An 18,481-nucleotide genomic window follows, 5' to 3' on the forward strand; every position below is an offset into this window, starting at 1 on the left:
ACGCGCAAAGAGCCTTGTTTTGTAGCTCCACCCCACGCATGACCGCCACGAACCCGTCGTGCCGACTGACCGCCCTGCTGGCCATCCTGGCCTGGTGGGTCATGGCACATCCCTACGAAGGGCTGTGGCACGATGCCGTCCTATATTTTGGGCAGACACTGCTCCACTCCAGCGCGCCAGGTCTGAGCCAGGACGTCTTCTTCTCTGGCGGCTCGCAGGATCGCTATTCCATCTATGCCCATGTGATGGTGCCCCTGTACAAGCACCTGGGTCGAATCGCCACGCATGTTGGAGTGCTGACGGGCAGTTGGCTGCTGCTGATCGGCGCCATGCTGGCGCTGCTTCGCCGTTTCGATGCTTCGGAGCAAATCCACCTCTGGGGCCTGCTGGCGTTTGCCGTCATGTCGCCCACCTACGGTGGCGGCAACGTCTTCAGGTTCGGCGAGGCATTCGTGACCGCGCGCAGCTTTGCGGAACCCTTGTTGCTGTGGAGTCTGGTGGCACTCCTCGACGGTCGGCGGCTTGCGGCGGTGGCTCTGCAACTTCTTGGCCTGTCGTTTCACCCGCTGATGGCCCTGCCCGTCATCTCGTTGAGCTGGTGCTATCTCGTCGAGACCGACCGGCAGTGGTTGTGGCTGCTGGCGACCCTGCCCGCCGCCCTGGTTGCAGCTTTGGCCGGCATTCCGCCCTGGGATGGCCTGCTCCGGACCTATGACCCGTATTGGTGGTCTCTGTTCGAGACCAGCGCCGACCATCTGCTGATTGGAAACTGGTCCCTTGATGAGCAGTTGACCGTACTGCTCGACGTCGCCATCCTGATTGCCGTGACCCGCCTGCGCCCCAAGGACGCCTGGACACGGTTGATCCTTGCGGTCGTCATCACGACCCTGGCGTTCATTGGTCTGACCATCCTGTGCGTCGACTTCGGGCGCTCGGTGATGTTGACGCAACTGCAGCTATGGCGGGCGCACTGGGTTGCGCACCTGCTGGCCATGACCCTGACACCATGGCTGCTCGCCAAGCTTTGGCAGCTGGATGGTCTTTGGCGCGCCAGCGCCTGTGCATTGGGGCTCGCACTCATGAACTCGCATTTCGGCATGGATCATGGCAAGGTGACCCTGCCGCTATGGGGACTCGCATCGCTGGCAGCGTGGCGCGTTCGCAAGCCCTCCCGGACCGTGGTATGGCTGGCCTGCCCCTGCATCCTGCTTTGCACGCTCGGACTCATCGCCTATCAACTCGACGCCATGCTGCAGCAACAGGGCTGGCAGTTTCCGACGGCAGGATGGAACGACCGGTTCATCGAGGTCGCGGCAATCCCGGTCGTTGCCTTCGCCGGCTTTGCCGCGCTGCTGCGCGTCTGCAGCAAGTCGCGCGTCGGCGTGTGGCTCGCGCTGTCACTTAGCGCGTTGCTGCTGTTCACTGCGCTGACCCATTGGGACCAACGCTCCGACCTCGCGCGGACCATCGAATCGCCATCAGCACATGAACACCCCTTCATCGCCCATCTGCCAGCGAAGGCATCGGTCTACTGGCCAAACCAACTGGCGCCAGTGTGGGGCCTGCTCGGACACCCCAGCCACTTCTCTCAACAACAAGGCGCAGGCGTGCTGTTTAACCGCGATACTGCACTGATTTACGGTCCGCGCCGCGAGGCCTATCGTCTGATCGACGAGGATCGCAAAAGTTGCCGGACTGGCGCCCTGATGGCCCGCGACCACGTCGCGCTGGCCGGCTGCGATATGCCCTCCCAGGGCCGGCTGGAAACCTTGTGCCAGCAGGCGGATGCCCCTGATTTCATGGCGCTTCGCGGCCGGCTCAAGCCCGAACCACTGGCCACATGGCAGCCGCCGCAGAGGCGGGATTCGCCGCAGACCTTCGCCCTCTACGCCTGTTCTCAGCTGACCTCGAAAGAGCCCTGACCGTGCCCACCCTATCGCGCGAATTCCTGCGGTACTTCGCAGCCAGCGTCGCGGCGCTGGCGCTGGACACCGCCGTGTTCAACCTGAGCCTTCGGCTGGGCATCAACCTGGCGGTATCCGCGTGCCTGGGTTTCAGCCTCGGCCTGATGCTCATCTACACGATCAGCACGCGGCATGTGTTCTCACAGCGTCGCATGGCGGACCGCCGCCATGAATTTGCGCTGTTCGCGCTGATCGGTGGAGCGGGGCTGCTGCTGACCGAGGCCCTGCTGTGGCTGCTGGTCCGGCAGATCGGAGTCGCGCCGCTGGCCGCCAAGCTCGGCAGCGCCTGTGGCGTCTTCCTCTTCAATTTCGCGTTGCGCAAGAGCCTGCTGTTCACCTCCTTGAACCCCACCCTCAGCCCATTGCGATGAGTCGTGCCTCCGCCCTGATCATCGGCGCCGGCCCGGCCGGCCTGACTGCTGGCCTCGAACTGCTGCGCGCCGGCTACCCCCAGGTCACGATCCTGGAAGGCAGCGACGCCATCGGCGGCATCTCCAGGACCGTCAACTACAAGGGCAACCGCATCGACATCGGCGGCCACCGCTTCTTCTCGAAGTCGGACTGGGTCATGAACTGGTGGCGCGATATACTGCCCGTCGCCAGGGCCGACGGCAGCAGCGCGAACGCTCGCCTGGCCTACCAAGGGCAGCAGCGGCTGCTCGGCGGCCATCTGGCCTCGGCCAGCGAGGCCGACGACGCCATCATGCTGATCCGCAGCCGCCAGTCGCGCATCTACTTCGGTGGCAACTTCTTCGACTACCCGCTCAAGCCCGGCATGGACCTGGTCCAGAAGATGGGGCCGCTGCGCTGCCTGCAGTTCGCCGGCAGCTACATGGCATCCGCTGCGCGGCCCATCCAGCCCGAGCAGACGCTGGAAGACTTTTTCATCAACCGCTTCGGCCGCCAGCTCTACCTGCAGTTCTTCAAGGACTACACCGAGAAGGTCTGGGGGGTACCCTGCCGCGACATCAACGCCGACTGGGGTGCGCAGCGCATCAAAAGCCTATCCATCGGCAGCGCCGCCAAGCAGGCACTGAAGAAGATCGTCACCGGCAAGACCGACACCCAGCACACCTCGCTGATCGAGAGCTTTCTTTATCCCAAATACGGCCCCGGCCAAATGTGGGAGACGGCGGCCGCCGAGTTCGAAAGCCGCGGCGGCCGGCTGCTGCGCGGCTGGGCCGTCGACGAGATCCACCGCCAGGAGCGCCGAGTCGAGCGAGTCGTCGCACGCGATGTGAGTGGCCAGCGCCAGAGCTTCGATGCCAGCGCCGTCGTGTCGACCATGCCCATCCGCGAGCTCGCCCAGGCCCTGCGCCCCGCACCCGACGCACCGACGCTGTCCATCGCCTCCGGCCTCGAATACCGTGACTTCATCACCGTCGGCCTGCTCTACCGCCGCATGAGCCCGAAGGTGGCCGGCAAGTCCCGCCATGTGTCCGACAACTGGATCTACATCCAGGAGCCCGGCGTCAAGGTCGGCCGCGTGCAGGTCTTTAACAACTGGAGCCCCTACATGGTGGCCGACCCCGACACGGTGTGGCTGGGTCTGGAATTCTTCGCCCGCGACGACGACGCGCTGTGGGCGATGAGCGAAGACGCGTTGAAGGCCCTGGCCGTGCGCGAGATGCAGCAGCTCGGCCTGGCCGACGAGGGCGAGCTGCTTGACGCCACCGTGCTGCGCCAGCCCAAGGCCTACCCCGGCTATTTCGGCGCTGCCTTCCAGCGCTTCGACGCACTGCGCGCCTGGCTCGACGGGCTGGACAACCTCTACCTCTGCGGCCGCAACGGCATGCACCGCTACAACAACCAGGACCACTCCATGCTGTCGGCGCGACTGGCCGCGCAGGCCATCCTGAACGGCGGCGCGAGTCGCGACGCGATCTGGGCCGTCAACATCGACGACGACTACCACGAAGAAGCGCCAACGAAGAACTGAGCTGGTGCATGCCATCATCCGCGCCCATGTCGTCCCAGACCTCTCCCGCCGCCGCGCCCCTCGGGCTGGTTATCGCCGCCGCCCTCCCCCCCCTGCTCGCCTACAACCAGACCCCGGCCGTCACGCTCTACAACCAGCTGCTGGCCCTGGCCGGCTGGGGCCTCGTGCTTTGCCTCTGGGCGCGCGCGACGCCCGGCTGGCGTGCTGGCCTTAAGAGCCCGGCCGCCGTCGCCCTCGCGCTGCTGGCCGTTGCGCCGCTGACCTCGGTCGCCTGGCGCGCGCTGCCGCTGTCGCTCGGCCTGAACGCCGTGGCCGTCATCGGCGCCGGCCTGGCCGTGCTGCTGCTGGCCCAGGGCCTGGGCACCGACGCGCGCCACAAGGCCGCCGAAGCATTGTTCTGGGGCCTGCTCATCGCCGGCCTGTGCAGCGTCGCCATCAGCATCGTGCAGGTCTTCGCGCCCGACCTGGCCGACGGCGGCTGGGTCGCCCGCTATGGCATCGCCGGCCGCGCCGCAGGCAATCTGCGCCAGCCCAACCACCTCGCCAGCCTGATGATGTGGGCCGCCGTCGCGGCCGTCTTCATCACCGAGAAACGCGGCTGGCGCGCGGCCCTGCCGGTGCTGCTGCTGGCCTTCGTGTTCTCCGTGGTGCTGAGCGCCTCGCGCACCGGCTACGCCGGCATCCTGATGCTGGCGCTCTGGGGCGTGGTGGACCGGCGCCTGTCACGCAGTGCGCGGCTGTCCCTGCTGGCCACGCCGGCGATGCTCGGCGCCTGCTGGTGGCTGATGTCGCTGTGGTCGGCCGAGAGCGGCCATGCCTTCGGCGCGGCATCCCGGTTGGCCGAAGGCGCGGGCTCGCCATCGCGCCTGGCCATCCTGAGCAACGCCTGGGAGCTGACGCTGGCCAACCCCTGGCTCGGCGTCGGCTGGGGCGAGTTCAACTTCGCATGGAGCCTCACGCCCTTCCCGGCCCGCCCCATCGCCTTCTTCGACCACACCCACAACCTCGTCTCGCAGCTCGCCGTCGAGCTCGGCCTGCCGTGGGCGGGCGCCGTCCTCGCGCTGCTGGGCTGGGCGCTGTGCAGGGCCTGGCGCGGTGCCGCGCAGGCCGGCGACGACGCGCCGCTGCGCCGTGCAGCCTTGATGATCGTGCTGACCATCGGCCTGCACAGCCTGCTCGAATACCCGCTCTGGTACGCCTACTTCCTGCTGCCCGCCTGCTTCGCGCTCGGCCTGGCGCTGCCGGCTGGCGGCAACCCCAAGCCCGCCGGCAGCGCCCCCTGGCAAGTGCTCGGCGGCCTGCTGATGGCGGGCAGCCTGTTCGCCATGTGGGACTACCAGCGCATCGTCGTGATCTATGCGCCCAGCAGCGATGCCGTGCCGCTGACCCGGCGCATCGCCGCGGGCCAAAGCTCAGCGCTGTTCGGCCACCAGGCCGACTACGCCGCCGCGACCAGCCTCGCCCCGGGTCCGGACGCGCTGGCCGCGGCCAGGCGCACCGCCTTCAGCCTGATCGACGCACGGCTGCTGATGCACTGGTCGCGCTCGCTGGAAGCCACCGGCGACGTCGAAGGGGCGCGCTACCTCGCAGACCGGCTGCGCGAGTTCCGCAACCCGACGGGCGACAACTGGTTCGCATCCTGTGCCGACGCGGCCTCGGCACCGGCCATGCCGCAGTGCCAGCCGGCCTCGGGCGTCACCGATTGGCGAAACCTGCGTTGAAGCCGCCGCTGTTATCCGACCCGGCATTGCGTCGGCTGGCTCTTGCCACGTTGACGCTGGCCTGCGCCGCGCCGGTCATCACGCGGCTGTCGCGCATGGAGGGGCTATCGCTCGAAAACTATCCCATCTTCGAGCGCCTGTTCACGTTAAACGACCATGTGCAATCGCTAGCGATGCTTGCCGCACTCGCGCTGACGCTGGTCTGGGCAGCACCGCGCAACGCGGCCGAATGGCTGGCAGCCTGGATGGGCGCGCACCCGCTGCGGGCGAGCACCCTGGTTTTTGCCGCCCTTTTGCTGGGCGCCCGCTTCATCTACCGCGCCCATCCGCTGTCGATGGATGAATATGTGCCCTGGATGCAAGCTCACGCGTTCGCCAAGGGACAGGGCGTGCTGCACTACCCGCTGGCGCTGCTGGACGCCGTCGTGCCGCTGCAATTCCAGGGCGCCTTTGTCATCGTCGACCACGCCAGCGGCGCCGCAACCTCGGGCTACTGGCCCGGCCTCGCACTGCTGCTGACGCCGCTGGTCGCCCCCGATCTCGGCTGGTGCCTGAACCCCGCCTTCGGCGCGCTGACGCTGGGGCTGCTGCACCGCCTGGCCAGCGATGCCGCAGGGGATGAACGTGCCGGTGGCTGGGCCATGCTGGCCGCGCTGGCATCGCCGCAGTTCACCGTCAGCGCGATGTCTTGGTATGCGATGCCGGGTGAGCTTGCGCTGAACCTACTCTATCTGTGGCTGCTGTTGAAACCGCGACCCGGAGCCGCGTTTGCCGCCGGGCTCGTCGGCGGGCTTTGCCTGGTCATGCACAACCCGGTGCCGCATGCACTGATGGCCGCACCCTGCCTGCTGTGGTTGGCCCTGGACCGCACGCGCTGGGCACGGCTGCTGGCTGTGCTGGCGGGCTATGTTCCGCTCGGCCTGGGCCTGGGCCTGGGCTGGTGGCTGCTCAAGGCCGGCTTCGGAGATGCTCCCATCGACCAGCCTGCGCCGGCTGCCGGCGTGCTCGATGTCCTTGGCCGCGTCCTCGTCTGGCCCGATGCTTCATTGCTGACCGCACGTTGGCAGGCCGCCTGGAAGACCTGGATCTGGGCCGCACCCGGCCTGCTGCTGCTGCCGCTGCTGTCGCGCCAGCGCCCGCCCGCCGAGCGCCTGCTGCTCGCCGCCCTGGTACTGACCTTCGTCTTCTACCTGTTCGTGCGCTTCGACCAGGGCCATGGCTGGGGCTTCCGTTATGTCCACCCTGTCTGGGGTGCGCTGCCGGTGGTGGCCGGCCTGTGGCTGGCCGGTGCGCAAGGCGGCGCGCGACGGTGGGGCTCGGCCCTGCTGGCCGCCGGCCTGCTCGCCACGCCCGTCTTCCTGTGGCAGACGCAGGCCACCATCGACCACGCGCTGTCGTTCCGCCTCACCCCCGAGGGTCCGGGTGACTGGGTGGTCTTCGTATCGCAGACGACCGGCCGCTACCGCGGCGACCTGGTGCAGAACCCGGCCAGCCCCGCGCCCCGACTCAATCTCGTCAGCCGCGGCGAGCGTGCCGACCGTGCACTGATGGCGAATTTCTATCCCGGGGCGATCGAAGTGATGCAAGACTCCCGCGGATCGGCTTGGCGGCTGCCTGCGGGCCGCCTTTCGGGGGCTACCCCTTGAAGCGATGAGACTCCGATGACGACCTCGATCCGGCTCGATCCCCCATTCTGGCGCCACGACGCCTACACGCTGCGCAAGCTCGCCGCAGCGGTGGGTGCTGCCGCGCGCACCGCGCTCGAGTCCCCGTCTGTCGACGGCGTGCCGCCCTGCGTCGTCGACCTTGGCGCCGGCGATGCCCCTTTTCGCCCGCTGTTCGAGGCACGCGGTGCACGTTATGTGGCCTGCGACATCGCCGTGCCCGCGGACGGGCCGACGGTGCGCATCGAACCCGGACGACCGCTGCCGCTGCCTGATGCGAGTGCGCAGCTGGTGGTGTCTTTCCAGGTGCTCGAACATGTCTGGGACCTCGACTGGTATCTCGGCGAGACCCGACGCCTGCTCGCACCCGGCGGGCGGCTGCTGCTCAGCACCCACGGCACTTGGCTCTATCACCCGCATCCCACCGATTTCCGGCGCTGGACCCGCCCAGGCTTGCTGGCGGAACTCGAACAGCGCGGCCTGCGACCGATCTCGGTGCAAGCGCTCGTCGGCCCGCTGGCCTGGACGACCCAGTTCCGCGCCTTCGGTTGGCACCGCGTACTGGCTGCGGTACCCCTGGTCGGGCCGCTGCTGGCGGCGGCCTCGAACAGCCTGCACCATCTGCGCATGATGCTCGAGGACGCGATCACGCCGCAGCCCTGGATCGAGGACAACGCAGCGATGTATCTCGTGCTGGCACAGCGTGCCGACGACGCGACCTGAACGCGGAGGCGACCACACGATGAATGCCTCCGAAGCCCTCTCCCGCATCCGCGAGCCAGCGTTCCTGGCCTCGGGCGTGATGAACTCGCTGCTGCACGTCATCGACACCATCGCCCCGACAGACTACGGTCGCGCCTACCGCCAGGTGCGGCCGTACACGATGTCAAGCAACGCAAGGCTGCGCGCACTGAACGCCGCGGTCGAACAGGTGGTGCAGCGGCAGGTACCGGGCGACATCGTCGAGTGCGGCACGGCGCGCGGCGGCAGCGCCGCTCTCATGGGCATGGCCCTGCAACGCGCCGGCGACCCACGCCGAATGTGGGTCTTCGACACCTTCGAGGGCATGCCCGAAGCGAACTCCAACGACCCCGACTACGAGCACGCCCGCCACTACACCGGTACCTGCCGCGGCGAGCTGGCCGAGGTCAGCTCGCTGTTCGGCCGGCTCGGCCTGCTCGATCGCACCCACTTCGTCCAAGGGCTGTTCCAGGACACGCTGCCACGCACGCCGACCGGCCCGATCTCAGTGCTGCACCTCGACGGCGACTGGTACGACAGCGTGATGGTCTGCCTTGAGCATTTGTACGACCACGTCAGCCCGGGCGGCATGATCCAGATCGACGACTATGGTTACTGGGCCGGCGCACGCAAGGCGGTGGAAGACTTCTTCCGCCAGCGCGGCATCGCGCCATCGCTGCGCTACATCGATTACTCCGGGCGCCAGTTCAGCAAACCCTGAAGGCAAGACAGTGCAGCTTTCCACCCGAGACAAGCCGGCGTTCGCCACGCGCATGAGTGCGCAGTTTCTGCGTTTCGGCCTTGTCGGCTTCCTCTGCTTCCTTGGCGGCCTCGCGTCGGTCTACCTGCTGACCGACCGCTTGCATCTGCACTATGTGCTGTCGATGGCGATCTCCCTCCTGCTGCTGAACCTGATCGGCTGGCTGCTCAACCGGCACTGGACCTTCGGGCTACGCGTGCGCCGGTCGTGGGCAGAGCTCGCGCGCTACCTGCTGGTCAGCGGCACCAGCTTCGCGCTTACGCTCGTGCTGCTCGCACTGCTGGTGTCCGGGTTGGGGCTGAACTATCTCGTGGCAAGCGCCATCGTCGCCCTGCTGATGACAGCGCTCAACTTCACCGCACACCGGCTGTGGAGCCTGCGCGTACCGGACCCGAAATGAGTGATGGCCGCCGGCCCACCACCATGTCCCCTAGAGCTGACGACGACATGCCTTTGCCGACTCCTCATCCCTCGCGCGCCGATGGTCTGATTGCCCGCCTCAGCACGACGCCCTACCGGCGCAGCATCGTGGACGGCATCGTCGCCGCACTGGCCGACCGCGGCCCTCTGGAGCGGGCACTGGACTTCGGGGCCGGTGACGGTTTTTTCGCGGCCCATCTACCGCAGCTGACCGGGATCCAGCAGGTCACGCCCGTCGACGTCGTCGAACGCACGTCGAGCTGGGTGAAGCCGCTCCTGTACGACGGCCAGACCCTGCCCTTCACCGACCGCAGCTTCGACCTTGCCTACGCGGTCGATGTCCTGCATCACTGCCCCGACCCGATCGCCGCGCTGGCCGAGATGACGCGTTGCACGCGGCGCTTCCTGCTCGTCAAGGACCACAACCACACGGGGCCAGTGGGCAAGGCCGTGCTCGCTGTGCTGGATGAACTGGGCAATCGCAGATTCGGCATTCCATCGCCGCAGCACTATCAACAGCGCTGGGCCTGGGTCGACTGGATTGAGTCCCAGGGCTTCGTTCGCTGCCACTGGGTGCATCCCATGCCCTGCCACCGCGGCCCTCTGGCAATGACCAATCAGTTGCAGTTCCTCGGGCTCTGGGCCAGGGCCGATGTCTGAACATGAGTTGCGTGTGCTGCAGGTCAGCGCCTTCTTCCCCGCGCACGGCGGAGGCATCGAGATCGTGGCCGGCGCGTTGGCGGAGCGACTGCCTCGGGCCGGCATCACACTGCACTGGATGGCCGGCGGCCCGCGGGAGGAATGGCCAACCGCCTGGCCCGGCGCGACGCTGGACGCCGCACCGGCCTGGGATCCGCTGGAGCGGCACCTCGGGCTGCCCTGCCCGATCTGGAGTCCCGCCAGCCTCGTGCGGCTGTGGCGCCACATCGGTGCCAGCGATGTCGTGCAGGCGCATGACTTCCTCTACCTGCCCACGCTGGCCGCGATGCTGTTCGCCGCGATGCGTGGCCGGCCCGTCGTGCTGACCCAGCACATCGGAGCGATTCCCTATCGCTCGCGCTGGGCGCGCCGCCTGCTGGCGGGCCTGAACCGCAGTCTCGGCGCCCTGGTACTGGGCCGGGTCGCACAGGTCGTCTTCGTCGGCCAGCCGGTGCAGCGCTACTTCGAACGCTTCGTGCGCTTTCGTCGCCCGCCCCGCCTCGTGCCCAACGGCGTGGACCACACGCTCTTCCACCCACTCGACACCTCGCCCGCAGGCAATTTGCACCTGCTCTTCGTCGGCCGTTTCGTCGAGAAGAAAGGCTTGGCCCTGCTGCGCGGCTGCCTGGACCTGTCCGGCGCCGTGTGGACCTTCGTGGGCAACGGTCCGCTCGAACCTCCCACCGGCCCGCAGGTGAGGCTGGCCGGCCGCCTCAGCCCCGCCCAGGTGGCCGACGAGTTCCGCGCTGCCGATCTGCTCGTCCTGCCCAGCACCGGCGAAGGCTTCCCCCTCGTCGTGCAGGAGGCCCTGGCCTGCGGCACGCCGGTGCTCGTCAGCACGGAGGTCTTCGAAGCCTTCCCCAGCGTCGATGAGTGCTGCGTCTTCCACGTCGAGCTGCGCGGCGCAGCGGCGGAGCAGGCGCTGCGCGAACGCCTGCGCCAACTGCTCGCCGAACCCGGCCGGCTGCGCGAGGCGCGCGCCGCCGCGGCCGCCTTGGCCCGCCAATGGGACTGGGGTGCCACGACCCAGCACTACGCCGACCTCTATCGCGGCCTGGCCGCGCCGAACACCCTGCCCTCGCCATGAGCTCGCCGCTTGAACTGACCATCCTGATGCCCTGCCTGAACGAGGCCCTCACCGTCGGACGGTGCGTACGCCAGGCCCGGTCCTTCCTGGCCGCGCGCGGCATCGCCGGTGAGGTGATCGTCGCCGACAACGGCTCCAGCGACGGCAGCCGGGAACTGGCGGCTGCCGAAGGTGCCTGCGTGGTCGCCGTCGAGGAGCGTGGCTATGGTGCGGCGCTGCGCGCTGGCATCGAAGCTGCTGAGGGTCGCTTCGTCATCATGGGCGACTCGGACTGCAGCTACGACTTCTCCCGCCTGGACGGCTTCGTCTCTGCATTGCGCGGTGGCCAGCAGCTCGTCATGGGCAACCGTTTTGCGGGCGGCATCGCGCCCGGCGCCATGCCCAAACTGCACCGCTATCTCGGCAACCCCGTGCTGAGCTTCATCGGCCGCCTCTTCTTCAAAAGCCCGGTGCGCGACTTTCATTGCGGCCTGCGTGGCTTCGAGCGCGTCGCGATGCTGCGCCTGGGCCTGCAATCGCTGGGCATGGAGTTCGCCAGCGAGATGGTCGTCAAGGCCACGCTGCACGGCCTGCGCATCGCCGAGGTGCCGACGACGCTGTCGCCTGACGGCCGGGATCACCCGCCCCACTTGCGCAGCTGGCGCGATGGCTGGCGCCATCTGCGCTTCCTGCTGCTGCACGCGCCGGCCTGGCTTTTCATGTACCCGGGCCTGGCCCTGCTCCTGCTGGGGGCTGCGGCCAGCGTCGCACTGGGCCTCGGCCCGCTGCCGCTTGGCTTCGCGACGCTGGACGTACACAGCATGCTGTACGCGGCGGCCGCGGCCTGCCTGGGTCTGCAGATGCTGATGTTTGCCGGTGTCTGCTCCCTGCATGCGGTACGCATCGGCGTGCTGCCGCAGCTGCCTACCGGCCTGGGCTGGGTACACAGGGTGCAGCTGGAGCTGGCGCTGCTGACGGCGCTGGCGCTGTTCGTCGTCGGTATGGGTTTCGCCGGCGCCAGCGTATGGCTGTGGTGGCATCAATCGCGCTTCGGTGCCGCCAACCCGGCACAGCTGATGCGCGTCGTCATCCCGGGCGCCAGCTTCATGCTCGCCGCAGGTCAGATTGCGATGAGCGCCTTCATGTTCGAGTTCATCCGCATGGCACCGCAGCGCCAGGTTCAGAGCTGAGCGCGCCACTCCCCCGACTTGCCACCCTGCTTCTCCAGCACCCGCACGCGGTCGATGACCATGCCGCGGTCGGTGGCCTTGCACATGTCGTAGATGGTCAGCAGGCCGACCTGCACGGCGCACAGCGCCTCCATCTCCACGCCGGTGCGGCCCAGGGTCTCGACCTGGGCGCGGCACAGCACGCGGCTGCCGGCCTCGTCGAGCTCGAACTCGACGGCCACGCGCGTGATCGGCAGCGGGTGGCACAGCGGCACGAGGTCGGCGCAGCGCTTGGCGCCCTGGATGGCCGCGATGCGCGCGACGCCCAGCACGTCGCCCTTCCTGGCCGTGCCGCTGGCGATCAGCGCGAAGGTTGCGGGCTGCATGCGGATCTCGCCGGCCGCGACGGCGATGCGATGGGTCTCGGCCTTGGCCGACACGTCCACCATATGGGCCTGGCCCTGGGCGTCGAAATGGGTCAACGGGGAGGTGGACATGCCAGGAAACATTCAGGAAACCGAGTTGCAGGCATCATAGACAGCCGGTTCTGCGCCGGTCGGAGCCCCTGTTCGATGAAGAAGTTTGCCGCCTCCCGCCCCCTGCTGACCCTGCTCGCGGCCGCCACGCTGGCCCTGCCCGGCGCGCCGCTGAATGCCCAGGTCAACCTGCCGGCGCTGGGCGACTCGGTGTCGCAGGACCTCGACGTCGGCTCCGAGCGCCGCCTGGGCGACCAGGTCATGCGCCAGATCCGCATCGACCCCGACTATGTGCAGGACGCGCTGCTGCAGGAGTATCTGGAGGGCATCTGGAACCCGCTGGTCGCGGCGGCGCGCAAGCTGGGCCACATCGGCGACGAGACGCAGGCGCGCTTCGCCTGGGAGCCCTTCCTGGTGCGCGACAAGAGCGTCAACGCCTTCGCGCTGCCGGGTGGTTTCGTCGGCACCCATCTCGGCCTGATCCAGATGACGGTGTCGCGCGACGAGCTGGCTTCGGTGCTGGCCCACGAGCTCTCGCACATCACGCAGCGCCACATCGCGCGCCGCATTGCCGGCGACTCGCGCAACAGCATGGTCGCCATCGCCGGCCTGCTGCTGGGCATCCTGGCCGCGTCGCGCGGCAACATCGAGGCGGCCAATGCGGGCATCGTCGGCGGCCAGGCCGCAGCGACGCAGCTGTCGCTGAACTTCTCGCGCGACATGGAGCGCGAGGCCGACCGCGTCGGCTTCAACGTGCTCGTCGAGGCCGGCTTCGCGGGCAGCGGCATGGTCAGCATGTTCGAGCGCATGGAGCAGGCCTACCACCTGATGGACAACGGCTCCTACCCCTATCTGCGCTCCCACCCGCTGACGAGCGAGCGCATCGGCGACGCGCGCACGCGGCTGGCGCTGGAGCCTTTCTCGCGCCCGCGGGGCCTGGCCGAGCATGCGCTGATGGCGGCGCGCTCGCGGGTGCTGATGGACCCGCGCGTCGAAGCCTGGCGCGTGCTCGAGAACTACGACGCCGGCGCGCGCAAGGACGCCAGCAACGGCTACGAGCAGCTCGGCGCGCGCTATGCCGCGTCGCTCGCGGCCATCAAGCTGCGCGACTTCGAGCGCGCCGAGGCCTCGCTGCGCAGCGCCGAGCTGAGCCTGCAACTGATCGCCCCCAGCCCCGCCGAGGCGGCCGCCGCCGCGCGCACGCTGACCTATCTGCGCGCCGAACTCGCCGAGGCGCGCGGCCGGCCGGCCGACGGCATCGTGGCGCTGGACGCGCTCAAGGGCGAGAAGTCGCGGCCGATGCTGATGCAGCGCGTCGGCCTGGCCCTGGCCTCCGGGCCGATGCCGGCGGCTGGCCCCGCATTGCGCGAGGCCGCGGATGCGCTGCAGACCCACGTCAGCCTGGAGCCCAACGACGCGCTGGCCTGGCACGAGCTCGCGCTGATCTGGGAGAAGCTGGGCCAGCCGCTGCGCGCGGTGCGCGCCCAGGCCGAGACCCACGCCGCGGCGGGCGACCTGAACGGCGCCATCGACCGGCTGCGCTCCGGCCTGCGCCAGTCGCGCGGCCCCGACGCCGACCAGGTCGAGGCCTCGGTCATCGACGCGCGCCTGCGCACGCTGGTCTACCAGCGCCAGGGCATCCTGGCCGAGATGTACAAGGGCCGCTACATCCCGCCGGACGTCGAGCTGCCGGATTGAGCCCACCCCCTACGGCCTGACGGCCGCCGCTTGAGGGACGACGGGCTATGCGCCCGCCTCGCTACCCAACCCCATGCCGCAGGGCGAGGTTCTCAGTCCTGTGGAAAGAGCCGCTCGATGATGACGTCGATGACCATGCCGCACAGGCTGTAGATCAGCGAGCCGACCAGCGCGGCCCAGAAGCCCTTGACCACGAGGCCCTCCAGCAGGGAGGCGGCGGCCCAGAACGTCAGCGCGTTGATGACGAACAGGAAGAGCCCCAGGCTCAGCACCGTCACCGGCAGCGTCAGCAGCACGAGGACGGGCCGCAGCAGCGTGTTCAGCAGGCCCAGCACGAAGGCCGCGAGCAGTGCCGAGCTGAAGCTGGTCACCTCGACGCCGGAGTAGAGGTGGGCCACCAGCAGCAACGCACCGGCCAGCAGCAGCCAACGGACGAGGATCTTGATCATGGCCGCGAGCATATCGGGCCGCCGCCCGCCGCTCAACCGGGGCCAAGCTATGTGGAGACGGCCGCCGGCGCCAGGCAGCGTGCGCTGGCGGCGGGCATCGTCGTGCACCTGCGCATCGTCGTCGACGCACGCGGCCAGCCGCGTGCGATCACGCTGGCGCGGTCCTCGGGCTTCGCCCGCCTGGATGAGCAGGCGCTGCTGGACATGCGCAGCGCCCGCTTCGTGCCGCAGACCGAGAACGGCCAGCCCGTCGAGTGGGAAGTCATCGCGCCGATGTCCTACGAAGTCGACCGCTGACCGCGCTTTTCCAACCCCATCAGCCATGCCGTGGGCGGCCCGCCCTGCCGTCGTGGGTAAAGCCATGCCCCTTCACGATCCCTCGGAGAGATTCCCCATGTCCCGCAAGAAGAACCAGCCGGCCGCCGCGGAGGACGGCGGCAAGCAGAGCCTGCAGGCCAACACCACGACGCTCGGCAAGGGCAGGCAGGAGATCCGCGACATCCCGCAATCGCTCACCGTCGTGACCGAGAAGCTGATCGACGACGCCAAGCTCGACACGCTGAAGCAGGCGCTGCACTACACGGCCGGCATCACCTTCGCCGCCACAGAGAACGGCACGGCCAGCGACCATCTGCGCGGCCGCGCCTTCTACGGCACGGGTTCGTGGACGCACCGCTGCGCCGACGGCGGCGAGCTGCTGGGCGGCCTGCGCTGGGACCGCGTCAGGTCCGACATGACGAGCGTGGGCCACGCCAACAGCGGCACCGACGTCTCCAACGCCCGCACGGCCAGCCGCCTGTCCTACCCGTCGCTGTGGAGCGGGCGCACCGGCCTGCTGTTCCAGCCGACGGCCAGCCAGTCCTATCACTTCTCCTGGGGCACGTCCTTCAACACCTCGGCCGACACCTACCAGTACACGACGCAGCAGATCGCCGACGTGCCGGCCGAGAAGAGCCGCAACATCGAACTGGGCGCCAAGCTGGACTGGCTGGACGGCAGGCTGTCGACGCGCGCGGCGCTGTTCCGCACCGAGAAATACAACGAGCGCACGACGGACTCAGACTTCGCCGGCACCTACCCCGTGCTGAGCGGCAGGCGCCATTCGCAGGGCCTGGCGTTCGACATCGTCGGCCGCGTCACGCCCGAGCTGGAGGTCTACGTCTCCTACGCCTATTTGCACCAGGCCGTCATCGACAAGGTCGGCAGCGCCGTCACGCCACCGAACAGCAGCGGCTACAAGACGCTGGTCGGCGCGCCCGTGGGCCTGTTGCCCAGGCACTCCGGCGCGGCCAACGGCTTCGGCAACCACGTCGACAGCGCCGTGCGCCATCTGCGCGACGGCGGCGGGCGGGTGCGCACCGACGTGTCCTGCACCCTCTTCCTCAGCGAGCCGGACGAGTACGACGGTGGCGAGCTGACGATGGAGGACACCTTCGGCCGGCAGCGCATCAAGCTGCCGGCGGGCGACCTGATCGTCTACCCGGGTCACAGCGTGCACCGCGTCGAGCCCGTCACGCGCGGCCAGCGCCTGGCCAGCTATTTCTGGGTGCAGAGCCTGGTGCGCAGCGCCGAGCAGCGCCGCCTGCTGTTCGACATGGACAGCCATTTGATGAGCCTGCGCAGCCGGCTGGGCGAAGCCGACCCGGCCGTCATCGGCCTGACCGGCACCTACCACAACCTGCTGCGCATGTGGCTGGACTGCTGATTCACCCCCACCCGTTTTCCAAGGAGCCAACCATGCAACGCGTCATCGCCCCCTCGCCCTCACGCTCGCGGCCGGCGCCGCCTTCGCCCACGGCAACGTCTCCTGCCCCGCCGTCCCCAAGGCGGAGATGAGGCCGCAAATGGAGCTGCAGAAGAAGCTCGAAGCCGAAGGCTGGAAGGTGCGCCAGGTCAAGCACTACAACGGCTGCTACGAGGTCTACGGCTTCGACGCCGAGGGCCACAAGACCGAGGCCTTCTTCCATCCCAAGGCCTTCGAGCGCGTCCACGCCGAAGGCCAGGCCGACGAAAAGTAAGTGCGCCGCGTCTGGGATCCGCTCGTCCGCCTGCTGCACTGGACGCTGGCGGGCGCCGTGGCCACCTGCTGGGTCAGCGGACACTGGCCGCCGGGCGACTTCGACGCCGTGCACCAGACCGCCGGCCATGTGGCCGGCGCCGCCGTCGCGCTGCGGCTGGCCTGGGGCTACGCCGGCGGCCGCTACGCGCGATTCGCGCAGTTCGTGCGCGGCCCGCGCGCCGTGCTGGCCCATGCCCGCGCGCTGCGCGCCGGCCACGAGCCGCGCCACATCGGCCATAACCCGCTGGGCGCATGGATGGTGCTGGCGCTGCTGGGCTGCAGCGCCGCACTGGCCCTCAGCGGCTGGCTCTACACGACCGAATGGCTGTGGGGCTGCGCGTGGCTGTCGGCCCTGCACGCCGCGCTCGCGTGGTGGGTCGCTGCCCTCGTCGCTGGGCACCTCGGCGGCGTCGCGGTGACGAGCTGGCGGCATCGCGAGAACCTCGCGGCCGCGATGTGCAGCGGCCGCAAACGCGCGCCCGGCACCGACGACATCGACTGAGAAGTGCGTCGCCAACGGCCTCGTATGACGCGAGGCCGCGACAACCTCGATGTTTCCTGGGCAGATAGGCGTTTCCTCCTGGGAGAAAGCCTTCTATTCCTCCATGGAGAGCAGTACCATCGCCGGCGCAGGGTGCTAGAGAGTATTGAAGGCTTACGCGGCCTTCACCCGGGCCCGGCACATCAACAACCTTTGATGGAGTGAATCGACATGGCAACTGCGAAGAAGGCCGCGCCCGCGAAGAAGGCAGCGCCGGCCAAGAAGGCGGCTCCGGCCAAGAAAGCCGCCGCCACCCCCGTGAAGGCCGCCGCGAAGAAGGCGGCGCCGGCCAAGAAGGCCGCGCCCGCGAAGAAGGCAGCCCCGGCCAAGAAGGCCGCGGCCCCCGCCAAGAAGCGCACGCCCAACGCAGCCTTCATGAAAGCCCTGACCCCCAGCGCGGCCCTGGCCGCCATCGTCGGCGCGACCCCGCTGCCGCGCACCGACGTGACCAAGAAGGTCTGGGAATACATCAAGAAGAACAAGCTGCAGGACGAGCTGCAGAAGCGCGTCATCAACGCCGACGCCAAGCTGAAGGAGATCTTCGGCAAGGCCAAGGCCGACATGTTCGAGATGACCAAGCTGATCAACAGCCACCTGAAGTGAAGCGGCGCCGCGCCCGCCGCGGCCTCGTGCACGAAAGCCCGCCGAGAGCGGGTTTTTTTCTGGCCGCGCCCGCTCCGCTTGCTCAGTCGAGCAAGCGTTGCAGGCCGCTTTGCAGCTGCGGCACGTCGATGGGCTTGAGCCAGTAGTCGTCGAAGCCCGCCTCGCGCGCCGCGCGCACCAGCGCGCCGGGGTCGTCGGCCGACAGTGCAATCCAGCGCACGCCCTGCAGCGCGGCCGACAGCCCGGCGTCCGCGCTGACGCGCCGGCGCAGCTCCAGCCCCGTCATGTCGGGCAGGTTCATGTCGACGAGCACGACGGCCGGCCGGCGCTCGGCGAGCGCGGCCAGCGCCTCGGCGCCCGTCTCGGCCAGCCGCAGTTCCCAGCCCGGCAGCAGCCGGAACACCTCCTCCATCAGGATCAGGTGGATGCGGTCGTCTTCGACGTAGAGCACCAGCGGCAGGGCGCGGTCGGGCATGGCAGGGTTGGGGGACAGCTACAGCGGTCGGCACGAT

At 68.9% G+C, this 18,481-nt stretch carries 19 protein-coding genes and 1 pseudogene; 17 read left to right on the plus strand and 3 right to left on the minus strand.

The annotated features are described in order from the left end of the window. Positions 1-38: 38 nt before the first annotated feature. Genes NYP07_RS01215 through NYP07_RS01265 form a run of 11 tightly spaced genes read left to right on the plus strand, consistent with a single transcriptional unit; the run spans position 39 to position 12,164 of the window. The gene (locus NYP07_RS01215) at positions 39-1,922 is read left to right on the plus strand and encodes a hypothetical protein (protein ID WP_268146526.1); all 1,884 of its coding nucleotides are present in this window, start codon (positions 39-41) and stop codon (positions 1,920-1,922) included. After that, entirely contained in the window at positions 1,841-2,335 is a 495-nt protein-coding gene (locus tag NYP07_RS01220) for a GtrA family protein (RefSeq protein WP_268146528.1), read from the plus strand. The genes NYP07_RS01215 and NYP07_RS01220 overlap by 82 nt, the downstream gene beginning before the upstream one ends. Next, positions 2,332-3,903, plus strand: coding sequence for an NAD(P)/FAD-dependent oxidoreductase (locus NYP07_RS01225; RefSeq protein ID WP_268146530.1), 1,572 nt, complete (start codon positions 2,332-2,334; stop codon positions 3,901-3,903). Before NYP07_RS01220 ends, NYP07_RS01225 begins: the two co-directional genes overlap by 4 nt. A 26-nt stretch (positions 3,904-3,929) precedes the next feature. After that, complete coding sequence (locus tag NYP07_RS01230) at positions 3,930-5,624, plus strand: PglL family O-oligosaccharyltransferase (RefSeq protein ID WP_268146532.1); 1,695 nt, start codon at positions 3,930-3,932, stop codon at positions 5,622-5,624. Continuing rightward, positions 5,621-7,270 carry a hypothetical protein gene (locus NYP07_RS01235; RefSeq protein ID WP_268146534.1) on the plus strand — a complete coding sequence of 550 codons (1,650 nt, stop codon included), beginning with the start codon at positions 5,621-5,623 and terminating at the stop codon, positions 7,268-7,270. Before NYP07_RS01230 ends, NYP07_RS01235 begins: the two co-directional genes overlap by 4 nt. A gap of 15 nt (positions 7,271-7,285) precedes the next feature. After that, entirely contained in the window at positions 7,286-8,011 is a 726-nt protein-coding gene (locus tag NYP07_RS01240; RefSeq protein ID WP_268146536.1) for a class I SAM-dependent methyltransferase, read from the plus strand. 19 nt (positions 8,012-8,030) lie between these two features. Next, positions 8,031-8,750: a TylF/MycF/NovP-related O-methyltransferase gene (locus tag NYP07_RS01245; RefSeq protein ID WP_268146538.1), complete on the plus strand. Its 720-nt coding sequence runs from the start codon at positions 8,031-8,033 to the stop codon at positions 8,748-8,750. Between the two features lie 10 nt (positions 8,751-8,760). Continuing rightward, complete coding sequence (locus tag NYP07_RS01250; RefSeq protein WP_268146540.1) at positions 8,761-9,189, plus strand: GtrA family protein; 429 nt, start codon at positions 8,761-8,763, stop codon at positions 9,187-9,189. After that, complete coding sequence (locus NYP07_RS01255) at positions 9,186-9,869, plus strand: class I SAM-dependent methyltransferase (protein WP_268146542.1); 684 nt, start codon at positions 9,186-9,188, stop codon at positions 9,867-9,869. Before NYP07_RS01250 ends, NYP07_RS01255 begins: the two co-directional genes overlap by 4 nt. Further along, positions 9,862-10,995 carry a glycosyltransferase family 4 protein gene (locus NYP07_RS01260; protein ID WP_268146544.1) on the plus strand — a complete coding sequence of 378 codons (1,134 nt, stop codon included), beginning with the start codon at positions 9,862-9,864 and terminating at the stop codon, positions 10,993-10,995. Before NYP07_RS01255 ends, NYP07_RS01260 begins: the two co-directional genes overlap by 8 nt. After that, complete coding sequence (locus tag NYP07_RS01265; RefSeq protein WP_268146546.1) at positions 10,992-12,164, plus strand: glycosyltransferase family 2 protein; 1,173 nt, start codon at positions 10,992-10,994, stop codon at positions 12,162-12,164. The genes NYP07_RS01260 and NYP07_RS01265 overlap by 4 nt, the downstream gene beginning before the upstream one ends. Here NYP07_RS01265 and moaC read toward each other — a convergent pair. Next, entirely contained in the window at positions 12,155-12,640 is a 486-nt protein-coding gene (gene moaC / locus NYP07_RS01270) for a cyclic pyranopterin monophosphate synthase MoaC (RefSeq protein ID WP_268146548.1), read from the minus strand. The two genes, NYP07_RS01265 and moaC, sit on opposite strands and share 10 nt — an antisense overlap. A 75-nt stretch (positions 12,641-12,715) precedes the next feature. Here moaC and NYP07_RS01275 point away from each other — a divergent pair, with 75 nt between their 5' ends. Then, positions 12,716-14,317 (plus strand): M48 family metalloprotease, encoded by a 1,602-nt coding sequence (locus tag NYP07_RS01275; protein WP_268146550.1) that lies wholly within the window; start codon positions 12,716-12,718, stop codon positions 14,315-14,317. A gap of 92 nt (positions 14,318-14,409) precedes the next feature. Here the strand turns inward: NYP07_RS01275 and NYP07_RS01280 are convergent, their stop codons facing one another. After that, positions 14,410-14,763 (minus strand): phage holin family protein, encoded by a 354-nt coding sequence (locus NYP07_RS01280; protein ID WP_268146956.1) that lies wholly within the window; start codon positions 14,761-14,763, stop codon positions 14,410-14,412. A gap of 54 nt (positions 14,764-14,817) precedes the next feature. Between NYP07_RS01280 and NYP07_RS01285 the strand changes: the two genes are divergently transcribed. From NYP07_RS01285 to NYP07_RS01305, 5 genes and pseudogenes are all read left to right on the plus strand, one after another. Continuing rightward, positions 14,818-15,063 (plus strand): energy transducer TonB family protein, encoded by a 246-nt coding sequence (locus NYP07_RS01285; protein WP_268146552.1) that lies wholly within the window; start codon positions 14,818-14,820, stop codon positions 15,061-15,063. Between the two features lie 97 nt (positions 15,064-15,160). Continuing rightward, positions 15,161-16,471 (plus strand): Fe2+-dependent dioxygenase, encoded by a 1,311-nt coding sequence (locus tag NYP07_RS01290; protein ID WP_268146553.1) that lies wholly within the window; start codon positions 15,161-15,163, stop codon positions 16,469-16,471. 64 nt (positions 16,472-16,535) lie between these two features. Beyond that, positions 16,536-16,784: pseudogene (locus NYP07_RS01295) on the plus strand (PepSY domain-containing protein); the annotation flags it as partial. After that, complete coding sequence (locus NYP07_RS01300; RefSeq protein WP_268146556.1) at positions 16,785-17,327, plus strand: cytochrome b/b6 domain-containing protein; 543 nt, start codon at positions 16,785-16,787, stop codon at positions 17,325-17,327. 210 nt (positions 17,328-17,537) lie between these two features. Beyond that, on the plus strand, positions 17,538-17,969 hold the full coding sequence (locus tag NYP07_RS01305) for an SWIB/MDM2 domain-containing protein (RefSeq protein ID WP_268146558.1): 432 nt from the start codon (positions 17,538-17,540) through the stop codon (positions 17,967-17,969). An 82-nt stretch (positions 17,970-18,051) separates the two neighbouring features. Here the strand turns inward: NYP07_RS01305 and NYP07_RS01310 are convergent, their stop codons facing one another. Continuing rightward, positions 18,052-18,444 (minus strand): response regulator, encoded by a 393-nt coding sequence (locus NYP07_RS01310; RefSeq protein WP_268146560.1) that lies wholly within the window; start codon positions 18,442-18,444, stop codon positions 18,052-18,054. Positions 18,445-18,481: the final 37 nt, after the last annotated feature.

The organism is Pelomonas aquatica (assembly GCF_026712205.1).
Classification (GTDB): domain Bacteria; phylum Pseudomonadota; class Gammaproteobacteria; order Burkholderiales; family Burkholderiaceae_C; genus Pelomonas; species Pelomonas aquatica.

What these genes read in the sequence shown, in the direction of transcription:
- NYP07_RS01215 (WP_268146526.1), top strand. Translation starts at nt 39, where the DNA reads ATGACCGCCACGAACCCGTCGTGCCGACTGACCGCCCTGCTGGCCATC.
- NYP07_RS01220 (WP_268146528.1), top strand. Translation starts at nt 1,841, where the DNA reads ATGGCAGCCGCCGCAGAGGCGGGATTCGCCGCAGACCTTCGCCCTCTA.
- NYP07_RS01225 (WP_268146530.1), top strand. Translation starts at nt 2,332, where the DNA reads ATGAGTCGTGCCTCCGCCCTGATCATCGGCGCCGGCCCGGCCGGCCTG.
- NYP07_RS01230 (WP_268146532.1), top strand. Translation starts at nt 3,930, where the DNA reads ATGTCGTCCCAGACCTCTCCCGCCGCCGCGCCCCTCGGGCTGGTTATC.
- NYP07_RS01240 (WP_268146536.1), top strand. Translation starts at nt 7,286, where the DNA reads ATGACGACCTCGATCCGGCTCGATCCCCCATTCTGGCGCCACGACGCC.
- NYP07_RS01245 (WP_268146538.1), top strand. Translation starts at nt 8,031, where the DNA reads ATGAATGCCTCCGAAGCCCTCTCCCGCATCCGCGAGCCAGCGTTCCTG.
- NYP07_RS01255 (WP_268146542.1), top strand. Translation starts at nt 9,186, where the DNA reads ATGAGTGATGGCCGCCGGCCCACCACCATGTCCCCTAGAGCTGACGAC.
- NYP07_RS01260 (WP_268146544.1), top strand. Translation starts at nt 9,862, where the DNA reads ATGTCTGAACATGAGTTGCGTGTGCTGCAGGTCAGCGCCTTCTTCCCC.
- NYP07_RS01265 (WP_268146546.1), top strand. Translation starts at nt 10,992, where the DNA reads ATGAGCTCGCCGCTTGAACTGACCATCCTGATGCCCTGCCTGAACGAG.
- moaC (WP_268146548.1), bottom strand. Translation starts at nt 12,640, where the DNA reads ATGTCCACCTCCCCGTTGACCCATTTCGACGCCCAGGGCCAGGCCCAT.
- NYP07_RS01275 (WP_268146550.1), top strand. Translation starts at nt 12,716, where the DNA reads ATGAAGAAGTTTGCCGCCTCCCGCCCCCTGCTGACCCTGCTCGCGGCC.
- NYP07_RS01290 (WP_268146553.1), top strand. Translation starts at nt 15,161, where the DNA reads ATGTCCCGCAAGAAGAACCAGCCGGCCGCCGCGGAGGACGGCGGCAAG.
- NYP07_RS01305 (WP_268146558.1), top strand. Translation starts at nt 17,538, where the DNA reads ATGGCAACTGCGAAGAAGGCCGCGCCCGCGAAGAAGGCAGCGCCGGCC.
- NYP07_RS01310 (WP_268146560.1), bottom strand. Translation starts at nt 18,444, where the DNA reads ATGCCCGACCGCGCCCTGCCGCTGGTGCTCTACGTCGAAGACGACCGC.